This is a genomic window from Thermotoga profunda AZM34c06, assembly GCF_000828675.1.
GTDB classification, from domain to species: Bacteria; Thermotogota; Thermotogae; order Thermotogales; family DSM-5069; genus Pseudothermotoga_B; species Pseudothermotoga_B profunda.
In genome coordinates, this window is sequence record NZ_AP014510.1 from 999,150 (window position 1) to 1,021,108 (window position 21,959).

General features: G+C 39.4%; 20 protein-coding genes. 10 read left to right on the top strand and 10 right to left on the bottom strand.

From position 1 onward, the window contains the following. Positions 1-6: 6 nt before the first annotated feature. The 7 genes from TSP02S_RS04845 to iolM are packed head-to-tail and all read right to left on the bottom strand — an operon-like array spanning position 7 to position 6,733. Positions 7-831, bottom strand: a complete 825-nt coding sequence (locus tag TSP02S_RS04845) for a PfkB family carbohydrate kinase (RefSeq protein ID WP_041084097.1) — start codon at positions 829-831, stop codon at positions 7-9. A 13-nt stretch (positions 832-844) separates the two neighbouring features. Beyond that, the gene (locus TSP02S_RS04850) at positions 845-1,591 is read right to left on the bottom strand and encodes an ATP-binding cassette domain-containing protein (RefSeq protein WP_041082323.1); all 747 of its coding nucleotides are present in this window, start codon (positions 1,589-1,591) and stop codon (positions 845-847) included. Continuing rightward, complete coding sequence (locus TSP02S_RS04855) at positions 1,588-2,580, bottom strand: ABC transporter permease (protein ID WP_232503777.1); 993 nt, start codon at positions 2,578-2,580, stop codon at positions 1,588-1,590. Before TSP02S_RS04855 ends, TSP02S_RS04850 begins: the two co-directional genes overlap by 4 nt. Before the next feature lie 22 nt (positions 2,581-2,602). Beyond that, positions 2,603-3,535, bottom strand: a complete 933-nt coding sequence (locus TSP02S_RS04860) for a sugar ABC transporter substrate-binding protein (RefSeq protein ID WP_041082325.1) — start codon at positions 3,533-3,535, stop codon at positions 2,603-2,605. Positions 3,536-3,577: 42 nt separating this feature from the next. Then, positions 3,578-4,546 (bottom strand): 3-dehydro-scyllo-inosose hydrolase, encoded by a 969-nt coding sequence (iolN, locus tag TSP02S_RS04865; protein WP_041082326.1) that lies wholly within the window; start codon positions 4,544-4,546, stop codon positions 3,578-3,580. Between the two features lie 2 nt (positions 4,547-4,548). Beyond that, positions 4,549-5,535, bottom strand: coding sequence for a Gfo/Idh/MocA family protein (locus tag TSP02S_RS04870; protein WP_041082328.1), 987 nt, complete (start codon positions 5,533-5,535; stop codon positions 4,549-4,551). 10 nt (positions 5,536-5,545) lie between these two features. Next, positions 5,546-6,733 carry a scyllo-inosose 3-dehydrogenase gene (gene iolM / locus TSP02S_RS04875; RefSeq protein WP_041082329.1) on the bottom strand — a complete coding sequence of 396 codons (1,188 nt, stop codon included), beginning with the start codon at positions 6,731-6,733 and terminating at the stop codon, positions 5,546-5,548. 219 nt (positions 6,734-6,952) lie between these two features. On the opposite strand from iolM, the gene TSP02S_RS04880 reads away from it, so the two are divergent. The 7 genes from TSP02S_RS04880 (at position 6,953) to TSP02S_RS04910 (ending at position 14,335) form a co-directional block, all read left to right on the top strand. Further along, positions 6,953-7,717, top strand: coding sequence for a DeoR/GlpR family DNA-binding transcription regulator (locus TSP02S_RS04880; protein WP_041082331.1), 765 nt, complete (start codon positions 6,953-6,955; stop codon positions 7,715-7,717). A gap of 14 nt (positions 7,718-7,731) precedes the next feature. After that, positions 7,732-9,210, top strand: coding sequence for a tagaturonate epimerase family protein (locus TSP02S_RS04885; protein WP_232503778.1), 1,479 nt, complete (start codon positions 7,732-7,734; stop codon positions 9,208-9,210). A 14-nt stretch (positions 9,211-9,224) separates the two neighbouring features. Further along, entirely contained in the window at positions 9,225-10,049 is an 825-nt protein-coding gene (locus TSP02S_RS04890) for an SDR family oxidoreductase (RefSeq protein WP_041082333.1), read from the top strand. A gap of 13 nt (positions 10,050-10,062) precedes the next feature. Further along, the gene (locus tag TSP02S_RS04895; protein ID WP_041082334.1) at positions 10,063-11,340 is read left to right on the top strand and encodes a lactate racemase domain-containing protein; all 1,278 of its coding nucleotides are present in this window, start codon (positions 10,063-10,065) and stop codon (positions 11,338-11,340) included. Positions 11,341-11,343: 3 nt separating this feature from the next. Next, the gene (locus TSP02S_RS04900; RefSeq protein WP_041082336.1) at positions 11,344-12,666 is read left to right on the top strand and encodes a diphosphate--fructose-6-phosphate 1-phosphotransferase; all 1,323 of its coding nucleotides are present in this window, start codon (positions 11,344-11,346) and stop codon (positions 12,664-12,666) included. A 7-nt stretch (positions 12,667-12,673) separates the two neighbouring features. Next, complete coding sequence (locus TSP02S_RS04905) at positions 12,674-13,717, top strand: HAD family hydrolase (protein ID WP_052465321.1); 1,044 nt, start codon at positions 12,674-12,676, stop codon at positions 13,715-13,717. Positions 13,718-13,840: 123 nt separating this feature from the next. Continuing rightward, positions 13,841-14,335, top strand: coding sequence for a hypothetical protein (locus tag TSP02S_RS04910; protein ID WP_041082337.1), 495 nt, complete (start codon positions 13,841-13,843; stop codon positions 14,333-14,335). 34 nt (positions 14,336-14,369) lie between these two features. On the opposite strand, the gene TSP02S_RS04915 is transcribed toward TSP02S_RS04910, so the two are convergent. The 3 genes from TSP02S_RS04915 to TSP02S_RS04925 form a co-directional block, all read right to left on the bottom strand. Next, a complete protein-coding gene (locus tag TSP02S_RS04915; RefSeq protein WP_041082339.1) occupies positions 14,370-15,530 on the bottom strand; it encodes a serpin family protein in 1,161 nt (386 codons plus the stop codon). Positions 15,531-16,131: 601 nt separating this feature from the next. After that, a complete protein-coding gene (locus TSP02S_RS04920; RefSeq protein WP_041082341.1) occupies positions 16,132-17,211 on the bottom strand; it encodes a hypothetical protein in 1,080 nt (359 codons plus the stop codon). 57 nt (positions 17,212-17,268) lie between these two features. Then, the gene (locus tag TSP02S_RS04925; RefSeq protein ID WP_041084101.1) at positions 17,269-18,585 is read right to left on the bottom strand and encodes an MATE family efflux transporter; all 1,317 of its coding nucleotides are present in this window, start codon (positions 18,583-18,585) and stop codon (positions 17,269-17,271) included. A 360-nt stretch (positions 18,586-18,945) separates the two neighbouring features. Between TSP02S_RS04925 and TSP02S_RS04930 the strand changes: the two genes are divergently transcribed. From TSP02S_RS04930 to TSP02S_RS04940, 3 genes are read left to right on the top strand one after another with little or no spacing between them, the layout of a single operon-like run. Continuing rightward, a complete protein-coding gene (locus TSP02S_RS04930) occupies positions 18,946-20,172 on the top strand; it encodes an ABC transporter substrate-binding protein (protein WP_041082343.1) in 1,227 nt (408 codons plus the stop codon). Between the two features lie 54 nt (positions 20,173-20,226). Further along, on the top strand, positions 20,227-21,099 hold the full coding sequence (locus TSP02S_RS04935; RefSeq protein WP_041082344.1) for a carbohydrate ABC transporter permease: 873 nt from the start codon (positions 20,227-20,229) through the stop codon (positions 21,097-21,099). Beyond that, the gene (locus tag TSP02S_RS04940) at positions 21,096-21,926 is read left to right on the top strand and encodes a carbohydrate ABC transporter permease (protein ID WP_082025909.1); all 831 of its coding nucleotides are present in this window, start codon (positions 21,096-21,098) and stop codon (positions 21,924-21,926) included. Before TSP02S_RS04935 ends, TSP02S_RS04940 begins: the two co-directional genes overlap by 4 nt. Positions 21,927-21,959: the final 33 nt, after the last annotated feature.

A 21,959-nucleotide genomic window follows, 5' to 3' on the forward strand; every position in this document is an offset into this window, starting at 1 on the left:
CCCCAATCAGCCCTTGTATGGGCCAGGATATTGCATCTTTTTGGAAGTTACATCTGCCGCAAGCTGAACAGCCATCTTGAGATCATCGAGAACGGTGGTAAAGGTTGCTAAGCAGGTATCACCTCTACCAGTCCTACCCTCGAGTTTGTATGGTAAGAATTTTGCCTCATAAAACTTCACACCATCATATGCACAAACGCCATCTTTGTGAGTTGCGAGAACTATTTTTACACCCATCGAATGAATTTGTTCACAGGCTTTCTTGAGATCCCTTTCACCTGTGAGAATATATGCTTCGTTGTTATCTACCTTAAAAACATCAAAGAGTTTGAGATATCTATTTTTCTGTGGCCAATCTTGGTATCTCAACTGTCCGTCATCGACCACGTTTCTGAGAAATCCCTGTGCATCACCAATCAAGATTTTTGCTTTATCCCTTAGAACAGGTATCAATTCTTCCACGAATTCTCCATGCCAGAGCGCACTCAGAACGATCTTTTCGCACGATAAGTCTTTGATATCCTCTTTCTGAAACCGATTTGCCAAAGAAAGAACTCGACTGATCCTGTCATCTGGATTTTCAGTGGGATAAAAATTTTCAATAGCTGTGGTAGTTTCACTTTCGAGAAATGAAACTTGAGTGCCTATTTTAAGCATTTCATCGTACAAAAATCGATCTTGAATCGCACACTTTGTCACAACCCTACAATTTGCACCTATTCTTTGTGCAGCGATACTTCCGTAGAACACTCCTCCTCCAGGCACAACAACTGTCTTATTTGGTGTTTTATTGATATCCTTTGCAACATGACCTATAAAAAGAATTTCCATCCAAATCACTCTTTCACTTGACCCCCGCAGCTGCCGCAATGACATCCATTATGTACTGAGGGGTCACGTCTTTTCTGAGATAGTCACCTATTTTTTCGCCGCGCTCGAGTAGAACCAATCTGTCAGCTACTTCATACACGTGGTAGATGTTGTGTGTGATAAATATCACAGAGATGCCTCTTTTCTTTGCTTCTTCAATGTGTTCGAGAACCCTCCTGGTTTCGCCAACTGATAGAGCTGCCGTTGGCTCATCCAGTATCAAGAGTTTTGCACCAAAATGAATAGCCCTTGCGATAGCAATAGCTTGCCTTTCTCCACCAGACATGAAAGCGACGGTTTCATCTGGATTTCTCACAGATATACCTACATCATTCATCGCATCTACGACGATCTTTCTCATTTTCCTTCGTTCTATCCAAGAAAAGGGACCTATCCTCTTGACCATCTCCCTACCTAAGAAGAAATTTCTCCACAATGGCATGAGATTAACAAGGGCAAGATCCTGATAGACCGTCTCTATACCAAGGTGTCTTGATTGCCAAGGAGATTTGAAACTGACCTTATTACCTTCAAAGTATATTTCTCCTTCGTCTGGTTGATAATATCCAACGAGTATCTTTATGAGAGTAGATTTGCCGGCACCATTATCACCAAGTAATCCCACTATTTCGTTTCTTGAAACATGGAAATCCACACCTTTAAGAGCTTGTACTCTACCAAATGATTTTTTGATATTCTTCATTTCCACAAGCAAGTTCATCCTGCCACCTTCTTTCGAATCCTTGCATTTATGATTGCTGCAATTATTAGAATGATTCCTATAAAGGCTCTATACCAATAGGCAGGAGCTCCTGCGAGTACCAAACCATTTCTAACCATACTTATCATCGTTGCACCTATGAGTGTACCAATGACACTTCCATAGCCACCCGTTAGAAGTGTCCCTCCCATAACGGCTGAAGCTATTGCCTCCAACTCGAGTTCCTGACCAAGTGTGGGGTCAACTATTTTGAAACGTGCAAAAGTCGTCAACCCAGCAAAACCAGCTAAGATACTACATATCACAAAATTAGTTATCTTCACTCGCTCTGATGGTATTCCAAGGGCTTTCGCAGCTCCAAGGTTACCTCCTGTAGCAAAAGTCCAGTTTCCATATCGAGTTCGTTCCAGAATGATCCAAAAGACAAAAGTCAAAACAATGAACCAGACTGCAGAGTATCTCAAGCCACCGGTTACACGACCGCCGAGATATTCAAGCATTTTGATCCGCCTTGAAAGAATTATTGGAAATCCACCCGTCACTGCCAACAAGATGCCGCGCCAGAACATCATCATTCCAAGAGTGGTTATGAAAGAAGGTATACCCGTCTTCAAAGTGATAAAACCATTTGTGAATCCAATTCCTACAGCAATGAGTAAACATAGAAAAAGTGAAAGATATTCATTCATCTTGTGGTTTACCATTATCGCAAAGACCATTGGAACTACAGCAAAAACAGCACCAACAGATAAATCAAATTCACCACTAATCATGAGCATACAAACACCAATGGCTATGATTCCAAGCTCAGCCGCCATTGTCAAAGTATTCATTAAGTTATCTAAGGTGGAAAATCGACTTGATAAAAAAGAAAAGATCACAAAAAACACAGCAATTCCAACAACTGCGCCAAATTCCTTTATTCTCAAAAAAGAAAGATAATCTTTCTTCCTTGTCAAAACGACCACCCTTTTCAAAGAGGGTGGCACCAGCCACCCTCTGGTAAATTCATTAACGGTAACCCAATTGCACCGTCTTTTCGACGATTTCCACGTTACTCTTATCAACAATTGATGGTCCAGTGAGAACATCTTCGTGCGGAATCAAACCAAATTCTTTATACAAATACAAGAAAACGATTGGTAAATAACCTTGCAGATACTGTTGTTGGTCAATCGTGAAAACAACGACACCTCTTTTGATGGCATCGGTTATTTTCGTTGTCAAGTCAATAGCACCTATTTTCACTTTACCAACGAGATTTTCTTCTTCAACAAGTTGTATTGCGGGATGTGCACCAAGTGGTCCAAGAGTGAATATTGCGTTGGTATCAGGGTATTTTGTCAAATAGCTTTTGAGTAATGTCAAAGCCTTCGTCGGGTCTGTTGTGATATCGAGTTTTTCCACAGGTATCTTCTTTTCCGCTAAAACATCTGCTATACCTTTTGCCCTTGCTTCAAGCCCCACATGACCTGGTTCGTGAATCGCCACAACGGCTCTTTTCGGTGTGAATTCCTGGAGCATCCTTCTTGCCGCATAAACTCCTGCAAGGTACTCATTCATACCTACATAACACAGATATGGAATCTTCTCATCAGCAGATCTGTCATCTGGAACGTTGATCGCAACTACAGGAATACCCATTTCAATTGCTTTTCTGAGTGGCTCATCCAATGCCACAGGGTTCGTAATTGTGACAACAAGACCGTCTGGTCTTTTGACTATTGCTGAATTGACAAGATCGATGAATTCTTTGAGAGAGAATTTTTCTGGTCCGAGGTAAACCGCATCGACTCCGAATTTTGCCGCTGCATCTTTGACACCTTTCATGACAACTCCCCAGAATGGATCAGCCGGACCACCATGTGATACGACATAGAATGTGTAACTAAAAACAGCGACAGACACCATGGCAACAATTAACAATGTTACCAGTCTTTTCACAAAGATCCCCCCTAATATGAAGGCGCTCAAGGCGCCTTCAAATCACCACATATTTCCCAAGCTGTATATGCTCCTCCAACCTGGTTCAAATGGTTTCTTCAGTGCGGCATCTAATTCCTCTTTAGGTCTCTGAGAAAGTTCATTGGCAGGTGGGAGCTTACCCACTGGATAGGTCTTCATGATGTCGTTGACGAGTTTTTCAAGATAATCGAGTAATGCCTCTACTCCCTCCTTGGCTTTTTCTGCACTTGCCTTAGTTGCCTTCCCAACGACACCTTCTGGATACGCAGCAACTTCAATCGGCCCACCACCAACGTGTCCATACCACGCGATGGCCCTGTGCAGCAGATTACCCGCCTTGTCGATATGGCCTTCTGGCATATAACCACGTGGTGTTGTATCCACCGCCCATTCTTGATGACAAAACTCCGGGAACAAAGCAAGACTCCAAGAAGTTTCTACTTCATCAGCGTGGATGAAATTGGTCTCATACGGTCCACCGTCTTTTTTGAGTTTGAATTTATCCTGAATCGCATGATACCAATTTACGTTGAAGATCATCGCAGGTACTTGGAAGATCTTCGCAAATTTGTGTATTGCGACAGGTATGACAAACTCTTGCCCATGGCCATTTAATAAGATCTGCTTCCTAAATCCTGCATTCCAAAATCCAGCGATGACACTGACCAAAAGATCTATGAAGGCTTCATCTTTCACTGGTACTGTCCCAGGCATACCGATGTGGTGATATGGGTGAAAACCATACCAAATTGGTTCTGCCACAGTACAACCTGTCTTCAATGCAACTTGTTCTGCCATTCTCGTAACTAAGAAAGTATCTTCACCAGTCGGTGCATTCGGGCCGTGATTTTCCGTACTTCCAACTGGAATAATTATTAAATCGCATTTTTTCAATCTTTCTTCTATTTCTTTCATAGTCATCGTCTGATAATAAACTCCAGATGGTTTCTCCATGTGACCTTCTTTCGGTGGTATTTCCCATTTTGGCATATTCAACCCTCCAATCTCACATGTGCACTACCACTTTCGACGGCCTTGTAACATGCATCGATGATCTTTATCACTTTTACACCGTCACTCACAGTAACAGGGGGAGTCTTGTGTTCCTTAAGACAATCGATAAAAAGTCTGTTTTCGGTTATGTATCCCCATTTTTCTTTGAAATCTACTTTTGTGAAATCGTGGCTCTCAACTTCTTTTCCAAGGCCTTTGCAGAAATGTACTCTTTCCATTTCCTCATTTGTCATCATCATGTGCTCACCATAAACTTCAACTCTTTCAAAAGGTATCATCCAACTTGCATGAGCGCATGATGTGAAAGTACCTATGATTCCATTTTTCATCTTCATTGCAATCGACCAATCATCGATATCTGGGTAAACACTCTTTTTACCCAAGACATACATCTCTTCAATATCTCCAAAGAGCCACCGCGCCATATCAAAGAGATGCAAGGTACTCTCAAAGAGGAATCCTCCAGTGTATGACCTGTCTGATGTCCATGGTGGATTGAGTAATTCTCCTCTGTTCATTTTTATCTGGAATGAATAAGGTTTCACAGTCCCATTATCTATTCTCTCTTTCATGAAAGTATATACATGGGCAAATCTTCTGTTGTGACCCACTTGAAAAATCGCACCTTTTTCTTTGACCTTCGATTCTAATGCTAAGGCATCTTTCAAAGAAATAGTCATCGGCTTTTCACAAAACACATTCAAGCCAGTTTCGAGTGCATTCATGGCATATTCAAAATGCGTTTTGTTTGGTGATGTGATATACACAGCATTTATACCGGCGTCTTTCATTTGTCTTAAATCGTCAAAAACTTTTGCCTTGAATCTTTCTGCAACTGATTTTGCTCTGTTTTTGTCTACATCCATCACACCAACAATCTCAACATCATCAAAGGTCGAAAGAATTTCCAAATGTACCTGACCTATGAATCCACTTCCAATGACTCCAACTCTAACCTTTTCCATAGAAGTCACCTCAAGGGTTGAGCATAGTTACCTTGATGAGTTCCTTGTCAGTTTGCAATTTCTTTATGTATTCAGGTATCTCCTCAAGCTTCACTGTTTTAGAGATCATCTTGGTCATATCCATTCCCGTTGCCATTAGGCTTATAACCCTTGGAAAATTACCATGTCCTGAGTGACCTTGCGAACCAACTATCTGGGCACGTCTTACTTGGAAGATCTCACCGGTTACGGGGATCTTTGCATCTGCCCTTGCCACTATCACAACAGTTGCATTCACACCTCTTGCTCTCCAGATAGTTTCTTCAATGTCTTTCCAAACAATCTGGGGTAGACCTGTAGCCTCTAAATAGATTTTTGCGCCCATGCCATTGGTACTATCCAAAACCGCTTCAACGAAATTCTCTTTTGTTGGATCTATGACAACATCTGCACCCAACTCTTTTGCGAGTTTTCTTCTTGTTTCCGATGGTTCTGAAAGTATTACCTTAGCTCCACCTGCCCTTTTAAGCACAGCAACGGCTGCAAGTCCTATAGGTCCTCCGCCGAGAATCACCACATTGTCTCCTGGTCTTATACCTCCACCTCTTTCTATAACTGCGTTATAAGCAACGGAAGTTGGTTCAACAAGACTACCAGCCAAGAACAATTTGTCACCTTGATAATTTTTTTCAAGTTCCCTTAAACTCCACAGATATTTCGCATCAGATATCACGTATTTTGCAAAAGCACCATCGATATCAAATCCAATTTCATGGAGATTTTCGCAATGATTTGGATAACCATCTGCACATGGCCTGCAATGACCACACCAGAACATTTCTTCAGAAGTCACCGGTTCTCCAGGTTCAAATCTCTTATTTGTTCTTCTGTTTATTGCCTCTGGTCCAGCATCGACAACAATTCCTGAAAATTCGTGACCAAGCGTTGCAGGGAATCCCGTTAATCCGGGATAGAGCATATAACCATCCTGATCTGCCTGTGCCATGTGAACGTCACTTCCACAAATTCCACATGCTTTTACTTGAATCAGTACTTCTGTGGGCTTTTTGATCTTAGGTTCTGGAACTTCCTCTACAACAACCTGTGGATAGCGCCAAACCTTGCTACCAAGCCAACAAACCTTTCCTTCAATGTCCTTAGGGCCAAGTTTAAACCCCGGTCTTGGCTCCCATTTTGCATGCAGTCTTACTGCCTTCATTTCCACCCCTCCTAAGGTAGCCATTCGGCTCCATTATAAGTCTACCTACAGTTAACAGAATTGACAAATTTGAAAATCGTCGTTCAAAAGGTTTTATAACGCTTTATCATTTTCTTGCTCTTTCTTTTTTGTGTTTTCTCATTATTTCATGTGATTTTGTATGATTTCGAATTTGACTTTCGTAACTCAAATTGGTAGGATTCAAATGGAGGGGTAATTTTGTTCACTGAAGAGAGGAGAAACGTGATTCTGGATCTTTTACGAAAGAAAGGGAAGGTAACTGTTAATGAATTAACCCGGCAGTTAAGGGTGAGTAGTGTGACAATAAGAAAGGATCTTGATTTTTTAGAAGCAAACGGATCAATTGTCAGGACTCATGGTGGTGCTATCCTTCCAGATCACTCGCGCTCTGAATGGAATTTTCTGAAAAAAATACACCAACGAGAAAACGAAAAGAAAAGAATAGCCAAGAAAATAGTATCATTAATCGAGGATGGAGATACAGTTATACTCGATAGTAGTAGTACCAATTACTATGCAACATTTGAACTTAGAAAATCAGATCTTTCTATGATCACCGTTGTCACAAATAACGTCTTCATTGCAGGAAAGCTCATAGAATTGGGCATTGAAGTGCTCGTACTTGGTGGTGTAGTTAGAGAGAATAGCTTGTCGCTCGTAGGACCTTGGGCTCTAAGATTTTTGGAGGAAATCAATGTTGATAAGGCATTCTTGGGTACAACAGGATTTTCCATTGATAAAGGCTTTATGACCCCGAGCGTTGTCGAAGCAGACGTAAAAAAAGCAATGATAAGAAGCGCTTCGAAAGTATATATTGTGACAGATTCCACAAAATTCACACGCAGTGCTTTTGCTTCATTTGCCTTACCTGAAGAAGTTGACGGTGTCATAACAGATGAAAACATACCGAAAGAATTTGAAGCTTTCTTACTCGAAAAAGGCGTTCAAGTTTACAAAACATAAAGGGGGAGATCGCATTGAAAAAACAAATTGGATATTTTCTCAAAGAATTTGAGAAACTAACAACTGGCAAGTACCAAGTTTATCAAGATTCAATTCACCAGATAGACACTTCTATTTTCTTTATATGCAGGGACAAGGATAGAAAACAACTCGTGATAATAGGAAAGAAAGGTATATGTGAGAGATTCGAAGCCAACAAGATTGGAGAAATTAATGATCTGGATGTAGTAATTTGCCAACTTTCTCACAAAAACTGTGACACAATAAAAGATTTATTCAGTTTAAATCCAAAAAGATGTAATAAAAAAACTTCATTTGGTTTTGGTGATAGACTTGGGATTGCAACTCCTGCACATGCTCAAGCCGCGAAAGATCATGATTTATTTCCAATCTTTGCTCAACAGTCTGTTAGGGAATTATCAAGAACACAGAGAACCTTCAAAGATGCACTTGACAGTGCTGTGTGGGGTGTCTTTGAGAGTGGATATCACAAAGATTTTGGTGCTGATGCAGATCATGTGAAGCAAATCGATGATCTTTTGAACGCCGCACATGAAGGATACAGTATGTACACATTAGATCCATCGGATCATGTTAGAGATATCGATAAAATGAGTCAAAAAGAGATCGCTGAGTTTTATCAATCTCATCCAGAAAGAAGGGAACTTGAATCAAAATACGTTGGAAAAACTTTTAACCTATCAAAACAAAAACTCGTTATGGACGAAGAGAGTTTTGTAAAAATTTTTGTTACGTACATCGATGTGATAAAGCACGTCGTCAGATGTTATGATGCGCTCAAAAGCGTTAAAAGAGATTTTGATCTTGAAGTCTCGATAGATGAAACTTCAACACCAACAACCCCACTGGCACATATATTCATTGCAGAAGAACTCAGAAGAAAAGGTGTGGATTTTCAAACCCTTGCACCAAGATTCATCGGACAATGGCAAAAAGGGATAGATTACATAGGTGATCTTTCTATTCTTGAGAAAGAGATGACCATTCATGGTGAAATTGTCAAGATTCTCTCTGGATACAGACTTTCATTGCACTCGGGAAGTGATAAATTTAGTGTATATTCGATCTTTGCAAAATGTACTGAAGGTAATTTGCATATCAAGACTGCGGGGACAAGTTATTTAGAGGCAATCAAGGTAATAGCAGTAAAAGACGCTGTATTGTACAGAGACATACACAGATATGCCCTTGAACGCTTTGAAATAGATAGGGCATCATACCACGTGACAACAGATCTCAACAAGATACCTAATGTTGATAAGATGAGCGACACAGATCTTGTGAAACTCTTCGATATACCAGATGCTCGCCAATTGATCCATATAACATACGGTTCAATTCTCACAGCAAAAGAGTCGGGACATTATCTTTTCAAAGATCGTATTTTCAAAGTATTATTTGATAACGAAAAATTGCACTACGAATTCGTCAAAAATCACATGGAAAAACATCTCAATCTACTAAAAATTTGAAAGGGGTGTTTAAGATGAACGAGGCTTACAAATTGTTCAATCTGGAAGGGAAAGTCGTAGTAATAACAGGTGGTGCAGGTATACTCGGCTCGGCTATAGGTAGAGGTTTAGCAAAATTTGGAGCAAGGATTGCTGTTTGTGACATCAAGAACTTTGATGTCGTAGCAAGTGAGATGCAAAAGGCTGGTTTTGAAGCAAAGGGTTACTACATGGATGTTTTGAACATCGATGTGATCAAAAAAGCCTACGATGAGATTTTGAAAGACTTTGGTAAAGTAGATGTCTTGCTCAACGCCGCAGGAGGGAACATGCCTCAAGCAACAACATCGGCTGAATTGAGTTTTTTTGATCTTCCATTGGACGCCTTACAGAAAGTAGTTGCATTGAATTTGTTCGGTGGGGCAATATTACCTTCACAGGTCTTTGGTAAATTCATGGTTCAAAGGCCAGAAGGTGGATCAATAATCAATATTTCTTCAATGGCAGCATTCAGACCATTAACACGCACAATTGGATATTCTGCAGCAAAAGCCGCAGTGAGTAATTTCACTCAATGGCTTGCCGTTCACCTTGCCATGGAATACAACAAGAATCTAAGGGTTAATGCAATTGCACCAGGCTTTTTCTTAACACAACAAAACAGATATTTGTTGCTCGATGAACAGGGAAATCTCACACCAAGGGGAAAGGCTATAATCGATCACACGCCAATGGGTAGGTTTGGAGATCCAGATGATCTCATTGGCGTATGTGTATGGTTATGCTCAGAAGCATCAAAGTTTGTAACAGGTGCTGTTATACCGATAGACGGTGGATTCAACGCATATTCTGGGGTATGAAGAAGGTGTAGTGATGAGTTTCATAGAGAATCTTTCAGGTGAATTGAGCTCAAAAGAACTATCTGAACTAATCGAACGTGTATTACCAGATGAGAAACTTGAGAAAGTCCTTTTGATACACCCAGATTATACACGTCAAGATTTCTCAGATAGGTTAGTTCCTCTGGTGTACGAGCATTTGAAAAAAAGAGGTTTGAAGATTCTTCATACTTTGAATGCAAGTGGAACACACCGAGCAATGAGTGAGAAAGAAGTTCGAAAGAAACTCGGACTTTACAAAGAAGAGCTTGTCTTTTTCAACCATGAGTATGCCAACCCGAATGCGTTGACAACTGTCGGAATTCTGAGCAAAGAATTCGTGAGTGAAAAAACCATGGGTGATCTTGAAGAGCCACTACCAGTGACATTGAACAAATTGTTTTTTGAAAAATACGATTTGATAATTGTTTTAAGTGGTACTTCTCCTCATGAATCTACAGGCTTTTCTGGTGGTTTGAAGTCGATAATACCTGGTATCGCTGGACCGGATGTTGTCGGTTTGTTTCACTGGGCTGCCGTTTTGATAGGTATTCCAAGAATCATTGGCTCAGAAAACAACCCTGCAAGAGAAGTGATCAATGAAGCCTGTAAGATTGCCTTTGAAAAAGTGAATTCACCTGTTCTGTTTTTGAACATGGTGTATGAAGAGACAGATAATGGAATTCTTGCAAAAGGCCTCTACACAGGTTTTGACCTTGAAGGATCATTGAAAGCATACAAACAAGCGGTGAAAGCAAGTCAGCGGATTCATATAATCTACCTCGATAAACCTGTGAAGATAGCCGTACAGGTAATTGGAGAAAACTACGACGAAATCTGGACTGCAGGAAAAGGCTCATACAAACTTCAAAGACCAGGAGTCCTTGTATCCAATGGAGAAATCATAATTTATGCACCCCACATTGAAATCTTTCATTCAAACCCACAAATGGACAGATCTATACGTGAAATTGGATACCATTGCAAAGATTATGTCAAAGAATTTCTGAAAAAACATCCCAAATTTGATCTAAACGTAGCATCACATGTAATAAATGTGAGAGGAGATGGCACGTACGACCCAATATTGAAAAAGGAAGAATTTGCTTTCACGGTAACTCTTGCAACTTCTATACCCAAAGAAGAATGTGAAGCAGTTGGACTGGCTTATCGTGACCCAAGATCGATCAGAAAAGAAGATTTTCAATCAGATGACTGCCTCTGGATCGAACACGGTGGAAAATTTCTGTACGATCTAAAAAGGGAGGCATAAACAATGAAAAATGTCGTAATTGCACAATCAGGAGGCCCAACCTCTGTTATCAACAACAGTTTGCGTGGGGCAATTGAAACATTCATGAACAGTGGCAAAGTTGGAAAGATCTATGGTGCAAAAATGGGAATCTTGGGAGTTCTGAACGAAGAACTCGTAGATATAACAGCGCAAGATCCAAAGCAGATCAAACTGCTTGAGAAAACCCCATCGGCAGGGGTAATAGGAAGTTGCAGATACAAGATCAAATCGCAAGAAGATTTGGAAAGAATTGTCGAAGTCTTCAAAGCACACGATGTTGGATATTTTCTTTATTGTGGCGGAGAAGATTCAATGGATACTGCAAATAAGGTGAGTTTACTTGCCCGTGAGAAAGGTCTTGAAGTTATCTGTGTTGGTATTCCAAAGACTATAGACAACGACCTTGGTGGAAAGCTTCAAAGCGATGGAACTTTCGCCATATGCGACCACGACCCTGGATATGGCAGTGTGGCAAGAAATACAGCAATAAATGTTCTTGAAGCGAATGAAGAGAATAAAGCAAGTTATACATCTGATCCAGTACTTGTTATAGGTGTGATGGGCAGAAAGATGGGATTCATAACTGCTTCTGCAAGACTTGCAGATCCAAAAAGAGAAATGCCACTTCTGGTGATACTTCCTGAGGCGCTTTCACAAGATGATTACAAATCAAATCTTGAATACATCACCCAGAAAGTGAATGAAACATTGAAAATTCACAAAAGATGTATTGTCGTAATTGGTGAAGGTGTGAATGTGGGAGATTTGGGAATACTCAAAGACAGTTTTGGACATGCTCAGTTCAGTGCAGCAGAAAAAAGTGCAGAACAAGTCCTTGCAAACTATTTGAATGGTCTTGACAGGAAAGATGAAAAAGGAAGGGCAAGGAGCAGACTGATCGTCCCCGGCATTGCAAGGTACGAAAAACCAGGGACAAGACAGAGAAGGGAAATCGCGTATGTTTCCAAAGTGGATTTGAAGGAAGCCTATGAAGTTGGTGCTTTTGCAGCAACACTCGCCTTAAACGGCGAGACAGGTTATATGGCAACGATTATAAGAGTGCCAGGAGAAAAATACGAAGTCCAATACTCAAAAATTCCACTGAGTGTTGTCGCTAACTCTGCCAGAGAATTTCCAAAACAGTGGATCAGCGAAAACAAAGTCGACGTGACAGACGATTTTGTGAAGTGGGCAATGCCCTTGATAGGTGATCCACTACCTGAATTTGCAAACTTCAGAGAGATAATGGCACCCAAATTGTGTTCAACATATATTCCGGCAGGTTTGAGACAGCAAGGAGCGTGAAAAAAAGATGTATACCAGACTAACACACAAAGAGTTGAAAGAAAGACCAAGAGAGCAACTTTTGAATTTCAAAAGAACCAAGAAATTCCTTGTCGCAATTGACACAGATGGATGCGTTACAGACAACATGAATGGAAAACAGATTTTGATCTTCCATCCGCATTTCATGGAATTCTACAATCTGTGGGAGATAGAATCTTATTACAGAGAAATAGCGGAATACTACAATCTCTTCTCGGAGCACAGAGGATGTAATAGATTCATAGCAATCCAGCTCATTCTCCATGCTTTATATGAAAGAAATGATGTACAACAGATAGTAAAAGAAAAGAACATAAAGCTTCCAGATCTGAAAATCCTTGAAGATTTCATAGAATATACCAAGAAGAATAACTTAGGCCTTGGAAATCAGAGCTTGGAGAAATACATAAACGAAGAAAGACCAACGACTCTTGGCTTGTACAAATTGCTCGGTTGGAGTGAAGCAGTGAATAGAACTTTTCCTCACATCTCAGCAGAAATACCTCCATTTGATGGTGTGGAAGAAGCTGTGAAACTCATGTCACAATATGCTGATATCATAGTTGTCTCACAAACACCCTATGATGATCTTGCAGATTACTGGGAAAAATACAGTCTTGCTCAGTACATATCTCTAATCGCTGGACAAGAGATGGGAACAAAAGCGCAACACATAGAATTTGCGAAAAAATCAGGTGGATATGCAGATGATGAAGTTTTGATGATAGGTGATGCGATAGGCGATTTGAAAGCTGTCAAATCGAACAACGGTTTGTTCTACCCAGTTGTCCCTGGAGAAGAAGAAAAATCGTGGCGTGAATTTGAGAAGGCATTTGAAAGATTCATTAAGCATGAATATGCAGGGAAATTTGAAGAAGACCTCTTGGATAAATTCAACAATGTGCTTTCACAAAAAGAGCCGTGGAATCAACCTAACTATGACCACATAGAACATTACAAGAAATACCAAAATCTGAGAGTGCAACTATACAAGAGATTCAATCCTACAGGAAGATTACTTGTAATATAAGCCCCCAGAAATGGGGGTTTTTATAGAAAATTTTTAATTTTTTTCTAATTTCGACTTACTATCTTTTCTTATTGTGATGACCATCCTAAGGGGTGGAAATCTTTTAAAACGGGGGGATGAACAATGGTTAAAAAGGCACTGGTGGTTTTATCCGTATTAGCCCTGATACTATTAACTACCGGAGCAACCTTCAAAAACAAAAGCTGGAATGGCTCTGACTTTCCCTACATTGGAGCCTTATTTTGTCACGATGGAGATTACGTAAAGTTCTGGTGTTCAGATCAAATGCACAGTTTTTACTTCATGACCTACAAAGATGCCAATGCCTACATCGAATTCTACATAGACGGCAAAGGCCTTGGAACTGTGAATGAGATAAAGAACAAATGGAATGGAAAACATTTTGGCAATGAAAAAGTCAATTGGCAGAGATTTGATTTAGGATCAAGTTTTTGGAATCACTATGTGGAAATTCATCTTGTTGAAAACAGAACAGTCAATGGAAAATACTGTACCGAAAACGACATCATGATAAAACTCGAGGATAACAGCTATGCAACTTTATGGAGAAATGTTGATTCCACTAATTACTGTGATCTTGATTTGTATGCTAAATAAAAAAACTGCCCCTCAATGGGGCAGTTTTTTGAATCTATGGATTAACTAATCTACCCATGAACAATATCAAATTGTGAGTCTTATCGTATACGAAGAAAAGAAAGGGTCTATCTGCTTTGAAGACAACGGGCATTGTCGGACTCATCTTAACATTAATGATAACTGCCGTTGCTGCTGCCGCTTCTGTACCTTTCTCATTCACATCGACAAATGATTGGTGAATAACATCCTTTATCCGCAATTTTTTTGTGCCATCCATCTTTGAAAAATCAGCTGACATTGAAAAAGCATCTGTCATACCCATGTTCATAAGTGTTTGCTTTAGATTGAATCGACATTCCATTTTGAATCTTGGAAGATAGACTTTGACTTCGGTTAATCTAAGATTTCTCAACCATTCCTCAAAAAGATCTAATGAAAGTTCTCTCTCCACCTCTTCCATATTATTTTTTGGGAGAACGACTACCATTGAGAGGTTTTTACCAGTATAGGGTAATTCTAAGACTTGAACTAATGAATCTTCTGCATACTTTGTAGTCATATTTTGGTACATCATATCTACTTCTTTTTTCTCATCTTTGCTGATATAGAAAGGCTCCTTCTTTGTCGATGATGCATCGAATGAGTTTTCCCAATAACCTTTGAAATACACAGCGTTTGTCAAAACAAGCCTTGTGAGTTCATCTATATCGTCTGGTTTTATAATATCCTTTATCTTGTGATTCGTCTTTTCTTCGACCCATGTATTGATCTTTTGTCTTGCTTCATCTCTGTTGAAAACGAAATCAACGTAATTGATTCCTGCTTGATAATACTTCTGTACTTGTTCGATGAACCCTTCCAAAAATGGATATCCATCTTGTGCCCACATAGAATTTGCAACAGAAAGTTCGTAATTCTCGTTTGGCTGATTCAAAGACGTTATCAATTGAGAGAAATCACTGTGTAATACTTCATCATCAAGATTGAAATGAAGAACTTGTCTCATTTGTCTTGCTGTATCACCAGATGCACCAATATAAGTCATTGCAAGGGCTGAACTGATACTAAAAGGTGAAAAGAATACATTTCCAGGATTTCTTGACAAAACCTTGTACAATTCAATTCCAAAGAGATTACTTGATTTCTCAACTGTTCCAAAACCAACAATCGCTACAAAACCAGTTAGAAAAACAATAAACAGAACTTTTTTCATCTTTATCCCTCCCTCAACCCGTTACATCTTTATGACTCAGTTTTCTCAAAAGAGTTTTAATGGTGGGGATTACACAAAGGGTTGGGGGAGATAAGGTGTACCAATCCCAAAAGGGTAGACCTATGCCAATGTACGAAGACAGATCTGTCCGGTCAAGCTTGCCCAATATATAATATACGGAAAGCAAAAATGACTAACATCACACAAATTAAGTATTCATAATGTTTTGATGCAACTTCATGCAAAATATTTTGTGTTGATGCCATTCTTGGAACTTATTTAAGACTAAGTCTCTCGTTAGAAACTTTTCACTATATTGATCAGGTTTTTGGTAATGTTAACAGTTTGGTTAACTTCATTAACTTTTTTACAGTGAAGTTTCCTATAAAAAAGGCATATTAAAAATTAGAGTATATCATAGCCGTCATGGGAAATGTATCACTTATTTTTTCAAAGCAAAATAATGCCTGGCTTTTGCTATGAACTTATCAAAAAATTTCCAAATTACATAGAACCAAAAATCGTTAAAGTGAAAAAATTCGATGAATATTTTTCTCTAAAGACCACATAAGTATGAACTTCACAGTTTTTTGTAATTCACTCAAGGTACTACGGGTACAAATACCGTTTTTGCCACCCATTTTTTGACAAAATCATATGGAGAAAATCTATCTACATCTAACCCGGCCCATATCTGAACTTTTATCTCAATCTGGCTTATTGGTACATTAGCGGCAGCAGTTTGGGTTATTGTTATGTTCTCTGGTAGGGTGTAACTTATACTACCAACACGGTCAAGTACAATAGTTCGAAAGTCTTTTGCTTTTGGCGTTGATGTAATTATTATCGCAGTATTGGGATTGAAATTTCCGTAAGTATGTGGTATTGTTCTGGTTTGACCATTTTGGTAGGTAACCGTGACCCAGTAGACCATGTAATAGTCCCAAGGACTTGAAGCCGGTTCTGAATTCAAAATGACAGTAACTTTGAGTGATTGTCCTACTTCAAATGGTTCAGGTTCAACAATGATATCTAATATATCCTTTGGCCAATAATATTGGGTAGTTGTTTGTTGAGATTGGGTTTGCTGTACTTTCTCAGCGAATTGGCATCTTCCAAAAGGTGATGTGACAGGTCTTGAACAAGTCCAGCTTTTTTGGGTTCCCATATGAACACCAGCCATGGGTTGACCATAAACAGGGTCCATGTCAAGATCAACTATGATCGAAAAATCTTTACACATTAGAGGTGAAGCTACTCTCCATCCCCATATTTCTTTGAAACCAGCATCAAGATCTGCTTTAGTGACAAAGAAACCAACTATTTGAAAGCCACCATATTGATAATTACTCGGGAAAGCAGATGTTGGACCATAATATACAAGTTGATTTGTCTCTGTCTCACTCAATTTCAAACCAATTAATCTAAGACTCATCAATTTCTGTTCGCCTTCTCTTAGATCAAAAGAATAGACAGTTGAACCGGCTATGGTTCTTTGAAAATTGATCTTGATACCCACGCTGAGTACATCGTTTTCATAAAAAGTTGTTGGGTTGGTCAGTATCTCAATTGAATGTACAGTGAAACCACCCGGTGTTACATGAGTCAATGGAAGTTTTATCTGTGAAAAACCCAAAAATGTGATGCACAAGACCGTCAAGAGTATCAGAACCTTCTTCATACCAGACACCCCCTTGGTTTGGAAAAATTATACCATCAAATAGCACGAGTGCAAATTTTATCTCACTCTGTACTCTTTCCATTTTCCTTTTGAGAAAACAAAAAGGGCATAGAACAGTTCAGCAATCTCTGCGACAATGAATGAGAACCAAATATAAGTACTCGGCAATCTCAAAAATACTACCACGATTACTACGTATGGAAGCTGCGCAAACCATCTTCCGATGATGCTGGAGATCATCGCTGGTAGAGTATACCCGGCTCCGAAAAAGCTACTCATCAAAGAAATCGAGAGCGCAGCTATTAACATAGACCAAGATCCAATCCTTACGGCAGAAACTCCTTCTTTGATGACGTCTTTTTCGTGTACAAAGAGGTCCATAATCATTTGTGGATAAAAATTAGCGAGTAGTACAAAGACAAGGACAAATAAAGAACCATATAAGGCAGCAAGAAAAACAGTCTTTTCGGCTCTCTGTACCTTATTCGCACCGAGATTTTGTCCAACAATCGCACTTGCACCCATCGAAAATCCCATCAAAGGTACAAAGGCAAGACCCATCAATCTGCTAACGACACCTACAACCGCCAGAGTTGAAGAACCATATAAACTGAGAATTTTGGTCAAAACCGCTCCCGAGAGACTTCTCATGAGCATTTCTACACCGCTCGGCAAACCGATCGTCAAAAGTTTCAAATCAATTTCTCTGTCAAGTTTGAACAAACCAGCCAGTGTTATCTTGATCTTTCCTTTTCCTTTCAAAAGTGCGCCAAAGCCCCACGAGAATGCCACAATAGTCGATATAACTGTTGCGATTGCAGCACCACTGACGCCCATATTTAAGCCTTTAATGTTTGTACCAGGTATTCTGTCAAACATGAAAATCGGATCAAGTATCACATTCAAAATCGCACTTGTTCCCATTATAATCATAGGAAGTCTCGATTCGCCTGTCATTCTCTGGGCTGTATAAGTTGAATAAGTCGCGAAAAATACAGGCATAAAAAAGGTTCTCCAGTAACCGTAATCGAGTCCAGCTTTGATTACTTCTGTATCTTTGCTGAAGAAATTCATCAGAGGTTTAAGGAAAATGGCCAGTATGGTTGAAGCGATAATAGCCACAAAGATTTTGAACACTATTGTTTGTTCGATTACTCTATTTGTTCGATCGTAATTTCTTGCACCATAATTTTGAGAAATCAAGGAAGTCGAACTCATACCAATTACTTCGTTCAACACTTCAACCAACCAAAAAACTGTTGAGAAAACAGTTACTCCCGCAATGGATTTGGCAGATATTTTGCCTATCCAAAACATGTCCACTATGTCGTACAAGGTTTGCAAAGCAAAACCACCCATCGTGGGCAGCGCCATATAAAAAAGATTTTTAGTTAGACTACCTTGCGTGAGATCTCTACTCAAAGATATTCACCTTATTATATAAATCAGATTTTGTACACAAAATTATACCATTCAACGATCTATCTTTCAAAACAGTATTAATTAATTTGATTGTAACATAGCCGGTATTTGAGAAGATTTTTCACGAGAAAAAGAGTTTAAAGGAAAAAGAGATCAAAGTAGTCATCTAAATATCTCTCATGCGGTTATTTGTCGGAAGAATTGATGAATTTGACGGATATCATAACTTGACTAATAAGCAAAATGAATGTACTCTGAAGTTGTATCATTCTCGGTAACGTTACCGGGAATTAAAAGGGGAGGTGTGTGTTCATGAGAAAATTTTTAGTGATTTGTTTTGCCATCCTGATAGTATTCACCGTTTTGGCAAAAGAAAAGATCATCGTAAACAGTTACATGTCAGATCCTGCACCGAGAAAAGCCTTTGCAGATCTGGTAAAAATCTTTGAAGAAAAATATCCAGACTATGAAGTGGTGATAAATACCTTCGCACACGAAGATTTCAAAACTCTTCTTAGAACCTGGCTTGCAGCACCTAAGGGTACGGCAGATGTCGTTACGTGGTTTGCAGGTGAACGAATGAGGTATTTTGCAGAAATGGGTTTGATCACTCCTCTGGAAGAAGTGTTTCAGGGATCAAGGTGGGAAGATTATTTTCCTGCATCTTTCAAGAGTACTTGTTCTTATGACAACAAGATTTATTTCATACCCCAGAGCTGGTATTGGTGGGGTGTTTATTACAGGAAATCTGTGTTTGACAAACTTGGTATAAAGGAACCCAAGACATGGGACGAATTTTTGAATGTATGTGAGACATTGAAAAAGAACGGAATAGCTCCTATAGCTATAGGCACTAAATTCCCGTGGACTGCTGCAGGTTGGTTTGACATACTCAATCTGAGAATTAACGGCCTTGATTATCACATCGATCTAACAGCCGGGAAAGTTCCATACAATGATCCAAAACTTCTCAAGGTCTTTGAGTATTGGAGACAGCTGATAGAAAAAGGATACTTTTTGCCTAATCATGCCGCATATGAATGGCAAGAAGGTGCAACTTTCCTATTCCGCGGTCAAGCGGGAATGTATTACATGGGACAGTTCATCAAAGATGTAGCACCTACCGAAGTAAAGGATGATCTTGATTTCTTTAGATTTCCAGTGATAGATTCTTCCGTTCCTCTTTATGAAGAAACACCTATCGATGGATTCATGATACCTACTAATGCACCTAACAAGAAAGGAGCAATTGTGTTTCTCAAATTCATAGCTTCTAAAGAGGCTCAGGAAAAATTTGCCAAAGATTTGGGAAGACTTGCTGCAAATGTTGAAGTAACACCCCCAGATGAACATGCAAAGAAAGGACTCGATATGATAGTTGCCTCTTCAGGTGTTGCTCAGTTCTATGATAGAGATACTAACCCAGAAATGGCAGAAGTGGGCATGAATGCATTCATAGAATTTATGCAAAACCCCGGAAAGATCAATTCGATTCTTGACAGATTGGAACAAGAAAGAAAGAGAATTTATTCAAAGTGATTATTTCCTGTGGGCAATTGCCCACAGGGTTAAATTTCTGGAGGAAGACATGAGATGAAAAAGAATAAATTGACACCTTATCTATTTCTCATCGCTCCACTTTGTATGTACTCAATATGGGTTATATATCCTATCTTTCAAACCTTCGTTGTGAGTTTCACAAAATGGGACGGTATGACAAAGATGAGATTCATAGGTTTGGAAAACTTCAAGAGATTGATAAACGACAATTATTTTGGCCTGTCTCTGTTGAACAACATCAAGTGGATGATAGGTTTTGTACTCCTTTCAATACCTCTGGGTTTGATCTTTGCCTTGCTGATGGATCAAAAGTTTCCTGGTCACAAAATTTACAAATCTTTGGTTTATTTACCAATGGCTCTTTCTTTTGTCGTTATCGGTCAGATTTGGTCCTGGGTCCTTGAGCCAACAGGAGGTATTGTCAATGCATTCTTAAAATCAATAGGTTTAGAACAATTTGCAAAACCTTGGTTGAGTGACCCAAAGATAGTAACTTACTCACTCATAGCAGCTGCGCTTTGGAGACAAATTCCATACGCAATGATTCTTTTCTTAGCTGGTCTTAAAAATGTCTCAAAAGAATTAGTTGAGGCTGCCATAGTCGATGGTGCAAACTCCACTCAAAGATTTTGGTACGTTATCTTACCGGCATTGAAACCAGCAATGGTGATAGCAATAACCGTGAACATCATCGATTCGCTGAGGGCTTTTGATGTGGTCTTTGTCATGACTCGTGGTGGACCATTTTACTCTTCAAGTGTGATGGCAAATTACATGTATGTTCAGGCTTTTCACAATTACAGGATGGGGTATGGAGCATCGATAGCTGTAGTACAATTCGGCATCACACTTGGTTTTATAATAATGTACCTACTCAACGTTCTCAAAAAGGAGGAAAGAGATTGAGAAAGATACCACGAATGATTTTATTCTATGTGTTCTCTACATTGATAGTTGTTATATGGATGATACCATTGATGGTTGCATTTTTCACAGCCTTCAAAACCATGGACGAAATATTCATGCTCAGGAATTTCTGGTCTATCCCGAAAACCTGGACCGTTGAAAACTTCAAGACAGCTTGGATCGAAGGAAGAATGCAAAGATATTTTCTGAATACTTTTTTTGTCACTTCTGTATCGGTCATAGCAACTCTGTTTCTATCGAGTTTGAGTGCTTTTGCCATATCATGGTACAAATTCAAATTGAGAACGGCAATTCTGATCATTTTCGTTGCTGGGATGCTTATACCTTTCCAAATGTTACTGATACCCGTGTACCGATTTTCTGTCACAACTGGTTTGTACGATACACTTTTTGGCGTGATACTTTTTCATATAGCTTTTCAGATAGGCTTTTGCACTTTTTTCTTACGCAATTTTATGGTTACGATACCGGTAAGTCTATTTGAAGCCGCAAAAATCGATGGGGCAAATGCATTCACCATTTATTCAAAGATCATCATGCCACTCGTAAAACCTGCTGTTGCTGCTCTGTCCATATTGGAATTCACATGGATATGGAACGATTATTTGTGGTCATTGATATTACTCCAAAGCGACACTAAGAAAACCGTTACTATAGGTCTCACGGCTCTTCAAGGACAGTGGATCTCGAGTTGGAATGTCATAGCCGCAGGAGCTCTTTTAGCAGCGATTGTTCCAGTTACAATCTTTCTGATTTTTCAAAGATACTTCATAGAGGGTTTGACCCTGGGCAGTGTGAAGGGTTAAAACGATAGTGTAAAATATGGTTCAAAGGAGGTC

What these genes read in the sequence shown, in the direction of transcription:
- TSP02S_RS04845 (WP_041084097.1), bottom strand. Translation starts at nt 831, where the DNA reads ATGGAAATTCTTTTTATAGGTCATGTTGCAAAGGATATCAATAAAACA.
- TSP02S_RS04850 (WP_041082323.1), bottom strand. Translation starts at nt 1,591, where the DNA reads ATGAACTTGCTTGTGGAAATGAAGAATATCAAAAAATCATTTGGTAGA.
- iolN (WP_041082326.1), bottom strand. Translation starts at nt 4,546, where the DNA reads ATGCCAAAATGGGAAATACCACCGAAAGAAGGTCACATGGAGAAACCA.
- TSP02S_RS04870 (WP_041082328.1), bottom strand. Translation starts at nt 5,535, where the DNA reads ATGGAAAAGGTTAGAGTTGGAGTCATTGGAAGTGGATTCATAGGTCAG.
- iolM (WP_041082329.1), bottom strand. Translation starts at nt 6,733, where the DNA reads ATGAAGGCAGTAAGACTGCATGCAAAATGGGAGCCAAGACCGGGGTTT.
- TSP02S_RS04890 (WP_041082333.1), top strand. Translation starts at nt 9,225, where the DNA reads ATGAACGAGGCTTACAAATTGTTCAATCTGGAAGGGAAAGTCGTAGTA.
- TSP02S_RS04895 (WP_041082334.1), top strand. Translation starts at nt 10,063, where the DNA reads ATGAGTTTCATAGAGAATCTTTCAGGTGAATTGAGCTCAAAAGAACTA.
- TSP02S_RS04900 (WP_041082336.1), top strand. Translation starts at nt 11,344, where the DNA reads ATGAAAAATGTCGTAATTGCACAATCAGGAGGCCCAACCTCTGTTATC.
- TSP02S_RS04905 (WP_052465321.1), top strand. Translation starts at nt 12,674, where the DNA reads ATGTATACCAGACTAACACACAAAGAGTTGAAAGAAAGACCAAGAGAG.
- TSP02S_RS04910 (WP_041082337.1), top strand. Translation starts at nt 13,841, where the DNA reads ATGGTTAAAAAGGCACTGGTGGTTTTATCCGTATTAGCCCTGATACTA.
- TSP02S_RS04915 (WP_041082339.1), bottom strand. Translation starts at nt 15,530, where the DNA reads ATGAAAAAAGTTCTGTTTATTGTTTTTCTAACTGGTTTTGTAGCGATT.
- TSP02S_RS04920 (WP_041082341.1), bottom strand. Translation starts at nt 17,211, where the DNA reads ATGAAGAAGGTTCTGATACTCTTGACGGTCTTGTGCATCACATTTTTG.
- TSP02S_RS04925 (WP_041084101.1), bottom strand. Translation starts at nt 18,585, where the DNA reads ATGGCGCTGCCCACGATGGGTGGTTTTGCTTTGCAAACCTTGTACGAC.
- TSP02S_RS04930 (WP_041082343.1), top strand. Translation starts at nt 18,946, where the DNA reads ATGAGAAAATTTTTAGTGATTTGTTTTGCCATCCTGATAGTATTCACC.
- TSP02S_RS04935 (WP_041082344.1), top strand. Translation starts at nt 20,227, where the DNA reads ATGAAAAAGAATAAATTGACACCTTATCTATTTCTCATCGCTCCACTT.